Origin of the sequence: Crocosphaera chwakensis CCY0110, from assembly GCF_000169335.1 — a bacterium.
In the GTDB taxonomy this organism is placed as follows: domain Bacteria; phylum Cyanobacteriota; class Cyanobacteriia; order Cyanobacteriales; family Microcystaceae; genus Crocosphaera; species Crocosphaera chwakensis.
Window position 1 is genome coordinate 1 of sequence record NZ_AAXW01000108.1, and the last position, 9,732, is coordinate 9,732.

The window sequence follows — 9,732 nt, forward strand, 5'->3', positions numbered from 1 at the left end:
AGTTTGCCCATCAATAGCTACATCTAATAAGAATGAATCTTCAGTGAAATCGATAGTTTGCAAAATACCACTTAAAGATTGATTTCCCCCAAGACTTGAAAAAACAGTCTCCAAATTAAGTTGATTAATGGGATTGGCTAATTGTTCAATGTAAGTATTAGGATTAGGTAAGCCTAATGCCCCAGGATTAAGGGTCATAGAAATCGGAAAATTATCACTAAATTCATTAAACAAATCAGTCACATTGTTAATAAATAAATGACTTAAATCTAGTTGAATGCCTCCAGGTAAAGTAGAAGTAGGTAAAGTAGGAGATTGAATGCCTCCAGGTAAAGTAGCAGCCTGAACTGAAAAAGAGAAAAACCCTAAAGGAAAAACAGTAAAAGAAGTCAAAAGAATTTTTTTCAACATAAAAACCTCAAAAATACTAAGAAAAATCAAAAAACTAAGAAACTTGTTTAAGAAATTTATCAGCGTAAACTTGACAAAAATCAATCACTTCAGAAGGGGTAGGACTAGAAGATAAATATTGTTGTTTAAGTTTCTTTTCATCAGGTTGATTAGCCAAAGTTGCTAATTCAAGAAGACTAGAAGCATAATCAACTTGCCAAAACATTTGGTTATAACCAAGTAACCAATGGCTAATCATTTCTTCTTTCCAAAGTCGATATTTAGAAGAAGTATTTTGATTAATTAAGCGTTTAGGAATGTTTAATTTGGAATGATAAGTTTGAGCAGCTTGAGCATTAATTAAGCCAATCAAAGTAATATCAAGATTGTCTAAAATTTGTGAAGCGGTTTCAGTTCTCAAGACAGAATCAAGATCCTGTCCAATCAACATAGAACCTTGACCAAATTTACGACCAACGGCAAATCGTTGACCAATCAAACGAGCAAAAGCAGGAGAAGTTCGTAAAATAGTGGAGCATTCGTCAATGGCCAATAAACTACGATCATGAGATAATCCCAAAGTAAAGCAAAGTTTCTGGGCAATCAAAGCCATAATCAAAGCATTAGTCGGATCGTTTAAACCAGCCAAAGAGAAAAAGACTAAATCAGCATCAGTTGAAACTTCAGTGGGATAACCAATGACTTTGCCAATATTGGGATCATTGAGTTTGGCCTCACACATGGTACGAATTTGATTAAGCGATCGCTTATCAAGGTCACTAGCATCAAACAGGCCAAGTCGTTCAACAGTACAATAAGGAATAAAATCTCTGAGGGTAGGCTGATTCAACCAAGCATTAGTACCATGACCAGAGGCAATAGCTAACTCATAACGACGCTGAATAGAAGGATCAGCCAAAAAAGCATCAAAAGCTTTTTGAATTAAATTCCTAACACGCTGCTCAAGAAAGGGATCGTTGAGAGTTCCCAAAGTTAAAGCCACCAAAAACTCGATAGTATCAATTTTCCAGAAACCAAAGCGTTTTTCTTTTTCAGATGGAGGTAAAGCTCGTAAATCAGGATAAAGCAGAGCATTATTACGAGTAGTGGTCAAATCATAATAAGCAGCCCTATCGCCATATAAATCACAAATAAGTTTAAAGGTACTATCGCCCCCTAAACTCATATCCATACCCAAAACAGGGCCATAATTAAGAGCATGGCGAATAAAAGGGAAAGTCATAGAAGATTTACCACTACCTTTTTTCCCGCAAATTAGAACGTTGTAAACGTTTCGGCTAACATCAACATAAATGGGTTGAGAATGACAAAGAAACTCGATACCAGTAGGAGATTTTTCTAGGGGTTGAGGAAGGGTAATGGGTAACAAACCAGGAATTTCAGAAGAAGGAAAAACTAAGCGAGGATCGAAGGTTAAAACCCCTTCACAGGTACTGGTGAGTATTCTTGCAGTAGTAATCGGTAAAGTTTCTAACCAACGTTTCCAGCAAACTTGTTCTTCTCGAATGAGTTTAACGGAACCAAAATGGTGAGCTAATTGTTGACAAGCACGATCTAATTCAGAAAGATTTTTACGGTAAACTAAAGCACTAAAACCAACAGAAATAGGTTGACGACCTTTAGCTAAAAGCTTTTGGGCTTCAAGAGATTCTGATTGTTGCAAAGTAGCTTCGACATTAACCACTTCGCCTTTTTGGGCAGCGTATTTGTTAGAAGCACTAGATTGCTTAGTGGTGTTACTCAAATCATCTCGAACTTGAGTTTTATTAGCTGGTTCAAGCTCAACCCAAAATTCAGTATCACGAACACCAGGAGCGCAGAGATGGTCAAACATATAGCGGAGTTGGGTTCTAAGGGTTCCGTAGGATCTAGGTTTACCCTCTTGTTTAATGCCCCCATCAAGAGACATGGCTGCAATATAATTGCCATTGAAAAAAAGGGAATCTCGTTTGTCGTGAACCACTGGTAAACTAGAACCACTTTTGCCATAACTACCAGCTAATAAAACAGAGAGAATATCATTCTGAGAATGACGAATAACCTCAGTTTCAAACTGACCTAACTCATTTTCAGTAACTTTAATTAATTGAGGAATGGGAGGGGGAAGAGAATTAGCAGGATTAAAACGATACCATAGCCATTCCCAAGCAGACACTCCCAAGAGAGGAGAAACATCTAAATTCCCTCGATGTTTCAAAAGCATCATTGAGGGAATAAAACCAGTTTTACTGATATCCTCAGCTAAACGAGCATAAGTAAGCCGTTGATAATAATCTTTGGTTCCAGTAAAGGTGCGACTAAACCCTTGCCAAACTTGAGCGACTCCATTAATAATATTTCCCAACCAATCAAATTGGCGAGTTGAAGCACGAGATTGATGCCAAGTACAAAAAATTTTTTGCTCCCATTCCTGACGTAAACCTTTTTGAGTCAGTTGAAGCATCCGTTGTCTTTCGGCTTCAGTTAACAAAGCATTAATGGGCAGTCGAGAACGGCTTTTTTGTCGGAGTTGAGATAAATATTGATTGCGTCTTCGGGCTTGAGTACGTTTACCTCCATAAAAAGTAATTCGTTCCCCAGGAATTAAATAATCAGCAAAGGTAGTAATGGCATCAACGGTGCTAACCACTGATTCATCATAGAGTTCAGCATGAATTCCTCCAAAGTCAAAAGGAATAGAGGCAAACCAATGTCCTTTAGCATCACAGAGTAGAAAAACTGAAAAAACAGTCTCTTTTAACTGAATTTCCATGATGCCATGAAGGTCACAATCAGCTTGAAATTGACGGAAAGCTTTGAGTTTGCCCAATTGATTCTTAACAGTGATCATTTTTTTACGTTTGGACAAGGTTTTTTTGAGTAAAACTTCGCTATCATCGAGGCTAAAGAATTTATAAGGCTGATAGAGATATCCGGCTCCTGGTAATCGAACAAATCGATTAGTAAATAACCATGGCCTAAATCCAGTCAAAGCAACCCAAATGACGCAAAACCAGACCATAACTAAAGCACAATATTGCAAAGGTAAACCGAAGCCTCCCCCCACAACAAAACTAGCTAAAGCAATATATAAAATCGGTTGCACTTGGTCTGAGGGAAGAAAAGGCAGAAAGAAAAGAGCCGGTTTTCTGCCATAAGTAGGAATACCTGGTGCTGGCGTATCAGCAGTACGTTCAACGTTAGACTCAGAGTAAGACATGAGTAGATGAAAACTTGAAAAAAAAGTCGTGTAGTAAAAGGTTGAAGAGGGAAAACTATCCTAAAAGCCACCGACTCATGGCTTCAACAGTTAGAACGGTTCCAAAAACGACCCCAACAAACATAACTGCCGGACGAACGTCTTGCTGTTGTTGTCCTTGAACAACAATTGCTACAACTCCACCAATGACCGCAAAAACAACAACAATACGAACCACATCGAAAATAACTGTTACTAAGGCACTTGCGGTACAAGTACCAGTACCACCAGTACCACCAGTACCAGTGGTACCTGAAGTAGCAGCACAAATAGTATTTTCAATCTTGGTCTGGGCTGTGGTTAAAAAGAAAGCATGGGATGGAGTTGCGATGAAAAACACCATCATAATTGCTAAAGCTAGTGCTAATAAATGCCAAAGCTTAATCGTTAGCCTAAAATTACCTAATTTAAGTTTGACACTTCTAATGGTTGCCCCTTGAGACGACTGAACAAAAGGAATACCAAGAAAAGGATATAAACTACCAAAGACACAAATGGCTAGTAGAACAAACAGTGGAACAGTATAGAGATAATAGACGACTGAACCAATACCGGCACTAAAACAGAACCAGTCCAAGGCTTTAAACTGACTAAAAAAGGATTTTTGGGAATTATTATTAACAGTGGTTAAATTCATTGTTTGTTCACTCCAACACGAATGGACTTGAAAATTAGTTAATGATGATAGTTAAATGAAGGCAAATTACAGATTACAGATTGTCTGCGCTCTTACGAGAATCCGCTTGGCTCCATCGTTGGCTCCATCGTTGGCTCCATCGTCTGATTAGACTTTTGGAAAGATTGAGAAAAAGATTCGGAAGTAGAAACACTAGAAAAAGGACGAGAGAGAAACTGAACTAATTTTTCGAGATGATTAACAGAAAATTGATTAATCATCACCTCTTCGCCACGAGAATCCCAAATTAAATGCCCTTGTGGGTTATGAGCAGTAATTCTGTCACGATGAAATTCAAAAGTACAAAACCGTTGATAGGAATTACCGACAGGAATTTGAAACTTAAGTTGTTTGTCATAATAATCAGGAGCAATATTTTGCAACAGAGTCAATAAGCTAGATTGACCAACAAATTGACGGATAGTTTGCTCTGATGTTGGTAAATGGCTTAAAACTGTTGCTAATTCAGGAGAGGGTTCCGTAATCACAACAAACTCCTGAGCTTTACGCTGAATATGACAAACTACATCGTCAGAATCCGAGAAGACTTGAAAATTATCAGCATTCCAGACTATTTTTAAGCCTAAATTATTCGCTGTTAATTCATATTCGAGATGAGGGTTAAATAATCGTTGTTCGGTTATTTCTTTAGCACAGAAAAACTCCTTAGCTTGTTCAAATAAAGCCGAAGCTCTAATAGCTCCCTCTAGGGTTTTAATCGGTTGTTCTTGCTCTAATCTCTCTTTGACCAAATCTTGTAACTCATGGTTAGCTTTAGTTAGAAAAGCGATCGCCTCTTTTAAAGATTCATTAGTGCCTGATACGGTCAAAGGCATGGGCATTCTATCTGAATCTAAAGCTTGAATGAGTAAAGATTGTCTTGAACGGATATTTTGAGCTAAAAAAGCCAAATCTTTTCTTAAATCCCCTGTAAATTCTAAACGAGGATACTCTAAACAAACTGGGGGCTTCTGTAAAATAATCTCAAGGGTATTATCTCCTGGGGTTAAATCAGAAGAAAAACCTTGATTTTGCCTGGCTTCTAGAATAGGTCGAGCTTGAGCGTCGAGGGCATCAAATTGACTAGCCAAATCATGTAATTGTTCAGAAAACCCTTTAAGTAAATTATCAGGGTCATAGTTCTGTGCCTCAGCTTTAACTAAATGTTCGTTGAGTAATGCTAATAACATCAAACTCGCACCAGTAAGACTAGCTGTAGCAGACAGAACATCTAAGCCATCTAATTCCCGATTACGATTCTGAAAACTCTGACCAATCTTTATACCCATTTCTCCCAAAAGTAGTAAATCTTTACTAACTTGATTAGGTTGTGGTTTTTGTGCTAGGGCAGCTTTAAGTTCTCTAGGATCTCCAAAAGGAGATCCCAATAAAGAACCTTCAAACACTTGCATCGATTTTTGAGAACTATCGTAATAATGTGCCAACTCAGAATAAGAAGCAGGTAACTTAATCCCCCCAAGTTCTAATATTTTTTGATATTTAACTAATTTTGAGAAAATATCTTGAGCTTCATAAGAAGTAAGACACCTTTCTTGGCTTAGCTGGTTATGATAATTCATTCCCCACGAATGATCTTCATCACTTAGCCAAGCTTGATGATTAGCCAAATACTTAATCCCTTTTTCTAGGGGCGATTCCTCCAACTTATTTTTATGTGTTGGCACCAAATAATTAATGGCAATTACCTCCTGTTTGTCGTTTTGAACATATTCAACTTTCATCGGCATTCCCATCTGAGTTGACACCATATCTACCACCTCAGGCCAATCTGCAAGCGATCGCCTTTTTAAAATTTGGCTGGCTTGCAAAGCCTTCAATAAACATTGTTGTTTGTCGATGGTAGTCATAGGTGCTTACCTCATAGAAAACTATCTTCCCCCTCACAAAAGATAAAGGGTCATTTTTTAGCTTTCTAATGAACATAAATAATGAAATTAATTTCTCTGAATTATATTTAGTTATATTTAACTAAGAGCTTATTCAGAATCTTTTAGACTCTTCATTATTAGACTTTTCTTTTGATTACGCTTATTTCTTTTCCTCTGATTCCCAAATAACAGTTAAAAAGATAAAGAAAATATAAAGAAAAATTGGCAATTTTTTCTACTGTTTTATTTAATCTCAGATGTTTCCGATATCTCGAAAAGTAGAGAATTAGAGAACTAGCTGATTACCAACAGAGATGTTTTGAGTTTTAACCGAATTTTGAGTTTTAAGAAGCAAAGGAACGGCAATATTAAGATTTTTAAGATGATGATGGGTGTATTGAATTTCATATTCGATATTGGGGCTAATACCTCTTGATTGTGTGCCGTAAGCGATAACAGTATTGAGGTATTTCAAAGCCAATCTTCGTCCTGCTTTCTCCTTGAGATATTTATACCGTTGGGATTGGGTAAGGATGAAGCGAATAGCCTCCCAATTCCAGCCATCAAGTTTAGCTTGTTTGGCCACATCTGATAATTTTTCAGATTGTCGAAAATAGCTTTTGTACAAGCTTTTAGCTTGGTCATGAGTTAACCAACGAGACGGAGCGATCGCCCAAGTAGGAGGTTGATATTGTTGAAGTTGTTGAGGCGATCGATTAATTAAATATCGTTTCAAACCATATTCAGTAAAAGCTTTGCCTAAAGTAGACCCAACAAACCGCTTTCCGTAGAAGTGATACATAATCCCTTTACGGTTCTGGTTAAAAGAGATGTTAACCCCTTGATTTCCTAATTTATCTTTAAATTCAGCAAAATTAGCAGAATTATGAGCAGTATTTTTAATTAATTTTTGCAGTTCAAATTTATAACCATCGACTTGAGCTTCAATTTCGTCAATAGTACAAGGGGATTCAAGAACTTGATGAGAACTGTTAACTGGTTTGATTCCGTAGTGGTTAAATTTTTGTTCTAAGCGTCGTACCACAGCCTGACTTTTTAAATAATCCCACGAATCACTCACCAATTGCCCATCACGGGTCACACGATTAGCCACAATATGAACATGATCATGGGGTTGATCGCTGTGCCGTACCGCTACATATTGACAATTAGCAAACCCCATTTCCTTCAAATAAGCCCGAATCACTTTCTTCCATTGGGTTTTATTTAACCGTTGACCTATCTCCACAGACAAGCTGGCATGAAATACTGGCCTTTTAACCCTTGGCCGTTTCTGCCAATCTTCAATGAATTCAGATAAGCGATCGTTGTTGGTCGTTCCTTGTAAATTTTGAGTCAATATCTTGGTCTTCGGTTTACTAAACACATAATCTAACACCGCACCAAAATCTCTACCCTTCGTAATTTTAGAAAGCATAGTCACTCACACCTATTGTTTGTTATCACTCTTTTGACCAGTATCAGACCAGTATCAGTAGATGGTACTGGTTAATTAATTAATTACCTAATCTCGAAAACTTTTTCCTAATCCCAACATTAATGTCCCTACAAATAGGCGATCGCTCCAACAAGTACATAACTTTTTCACAAAAAGAAAATTAATGAAGGGAAAAATAAGCGATCGCCTATTTTTTCATGCCTAGAAAATATTTTGACATAGCTTGCTAATTTTTGCCCACTCTCAAAAAATTCTTGTAGTACACACCTCTCGAAAATTTCTGTTTATTTTTAGATAAACTGATATAATATTGATAATAACTATATTGTTATTGATTTACAAAATTTAGCCTTTACACCCCCATAAACGTTCATGTGTGGTTCATCAGTAGTTCAAAGAACGTTCATCTGTCGTTCCCCCGAACCTAACTAAGTAATTTTTATCGAAATTTCACTACGAATTTGCATCGGAACTTTTAAAAAAAAACTGACAATTTTCGTCTTTTTTATCTCTGTATTATCAATGTAATTAGTCAACAAAATAGCCAAACGTTCATGTGTGGTTCATCGGTAGTTCAAAGAACGTTCATCTGTCGTTCACAGGAACTTTAGACAACTGAAAAAGAAAAAAACTGGGATATACCCAGTTTTTGCGATGTTTATTCAGGAATAGAATCACCTTCATTTGATTCTTCTTCCTGAATAGAATCAAGTTGTTGTTTACGATGATGGAATTGGATAATGGTGGCTTTGACGCGCAACCCATTTTGCCAATTACCTTCTTTGTCTTGGTAAGTCCCTCCGGTTAACCGTCCTTGAACGGTGATAGGATCGCCTTTGGACTTGTACTGGCTTAAATTCTCAGCCAGCTTACCGTAACACTCAACCCATAGAAACGAACTGCGCTCAACACGCTCGCCGTTGAATGTAAATGATTCGTCGTAGGCGAGTAATACTGAAGCTTTGTTTTTCTTATCGTTTAACTTAACTTCAGTAGCACAATTTCCGTTGATGGTAACATTGTTAATCATCTTAATTTTTCTCCTATTTATAAATTGATGATTTCACTAAAAATTGTTGCGATAGCAACTAAAAAAAAGAAAAAAGACGGGATAAAACCCATCTATAAAAGCCAAGAAAAACTTGTTATTCTGATTCAGAATCAACTGAAATCTGGGGAGCAAAAGTTAAGTTGATTTGTCCTTCACATTCTGGATATTTACCTATTTTTCCCCAAGTAACTTCATAAATCCCGAACAAACAATAGAGAGTCGTTTCCCCCATTGAACCTTGTCCTAACCAATCCCTCAATTCAGGAGTATCATCAGCGATCGCACTAAATTGACCAGCTTGATTTAAGGTGAAATTAAACTTAGAAATAATTTGTGGAAATTGATTCATAAGATTTAAACCCCAGTAGTAATAGATAAACTTCACTCTCAACTAATCCGTCAGGATTATTAATATTTAAAATATTGATCGGTCTAGAATTAAGAAAAAAAAGCCAGACTAATCTGGCAAGATTAAAGTCAACTAATAACTGATAAAAGTGTGGTTATGCTGATTAACCAAACGCCAATCGATAAAATCCAATCCATAATATTAATCCAAATGTTATTCAGTAAAAACTGTGGCGTAGCCAAAAAAAAGAGAGACTCTGTGAAAGAATCTCCTTGCATCAAGCTAAATTAACGAAATAAGAATTAAACTGATAAAAACTTGCCAAAATAAGTTACGCTTTTCTGGGTGCATAATATTTAACTCCATAATATTTCTACTCAAAAATCTGGCGTAGCCAAAAAAAGTAGAGAGAAACTTGACAAGTTGAAAATAAATTGCTAGTATCCGATTTATTAGTAATCTGCATTCCCTTGCCTCCCCCTCTATCCGCAAGGAAAAGCATTATTAACAATTCTCTTACTGGTTCCCCACACCAGTTAGGTGAATCCCAAAAAATTTCCTTAAAGTAAATCAGACTGAAAGGTTTTTGTCCCTTTTTGAATCTATCAGTGTCTGAAAGTAAAAATGGCTTTAATTAGGCAGAAGTAGCTAGTAACGCC

7 protein-coding genes are annotated in these 9,732 nt (G+C 36.7%); all 7 read right to left on the reverse strand.

Translation table 11 applies throughout. From position 1 onward, the window contains the following. A partial coding sequence (locus tag CY0110_RS26935; RefSeq protein WP_008278825.1) for a hypothetical protein occupies positions 1 to 411 on the reverse strand: 411 nt, incomplete at its 3' end. A 34-nt stretch (positions 412 to 445) separates the two neighbouring features. Next, positions 446 to 3,610, reverse strand: a complete 3,165-nt coding sequence (locus tag CY0110_RS26940; protein WP_008278826.1) for a hypothetical protein — start codon at positions 3,608 to 3,610, stop codon at positions 446 to 448. Positions 3,611 to 3,665: 55 nt separating this feature from the next. Further along, the gene (locus tag CY0110_RS26945; protein WP_008278827.1) at positions 3,666 to 4,286 is read right to left on the reverse strand and encodes a hypothetical protein; all 621 of its coding nucleotides are present in this window, start codon (positions 4,284 to 4,286) and stop codon (positions 3,666 to 3,668) included. Between the two features lie 92 nt (positions 4,287 to 4,378). After that, positions 4,379 to 6,193, reverse strand: a complete 1,815-nt coding sequence (locus CY0110_RS26950) for a hypothetical protein (RefSeq protein WP_008278828.1) — start codon at positions 6,191 to 6,193, stop codon at positions 4,379 to 4,381. A gap of 307 nt (positions 6,194 to 6,500) precedes the next feature. Further along, positions 6,501 to 7,652: a relaxase/mobilization nuclease domain-containing protein gene (locus CY0110_RS26955; protein WP_008278829.1), complete on the reverse strand. Its 1,152-nt coding sequence runs from the start codon at positions 7,650 to 7,652 to the stop codon at positions 6,501 to 6,503. A 679-nt stretch (positions 7,653 to 8,331) separates the two neighbouring features. Next, positions 8,332 to 8,703: a single-stranded DNA-binding protein gene (locus CY0110_RS26960; RefSeq protein ID WP_008278830.1), complete on the reverse strand. Its 372-nt coding sequence runs from the start codon at positions 8,701 to 8,703 to the stop codon at positions 8,332 to 8,334. Between the two features lie 115 nt (positions 8,704 to 8,818). Next, entirely contained in the window at positions 8,819 to 9,073 is a 255-nt protein-coding gene (locus tag CY0110_RS26965) for a hypothetical protein (RefSeq protein ID WP_008278831.1), read from the reverse strand. Between the last annotated feature and the right edge of the window lie 659 nt (positions 9,074 to 9,732).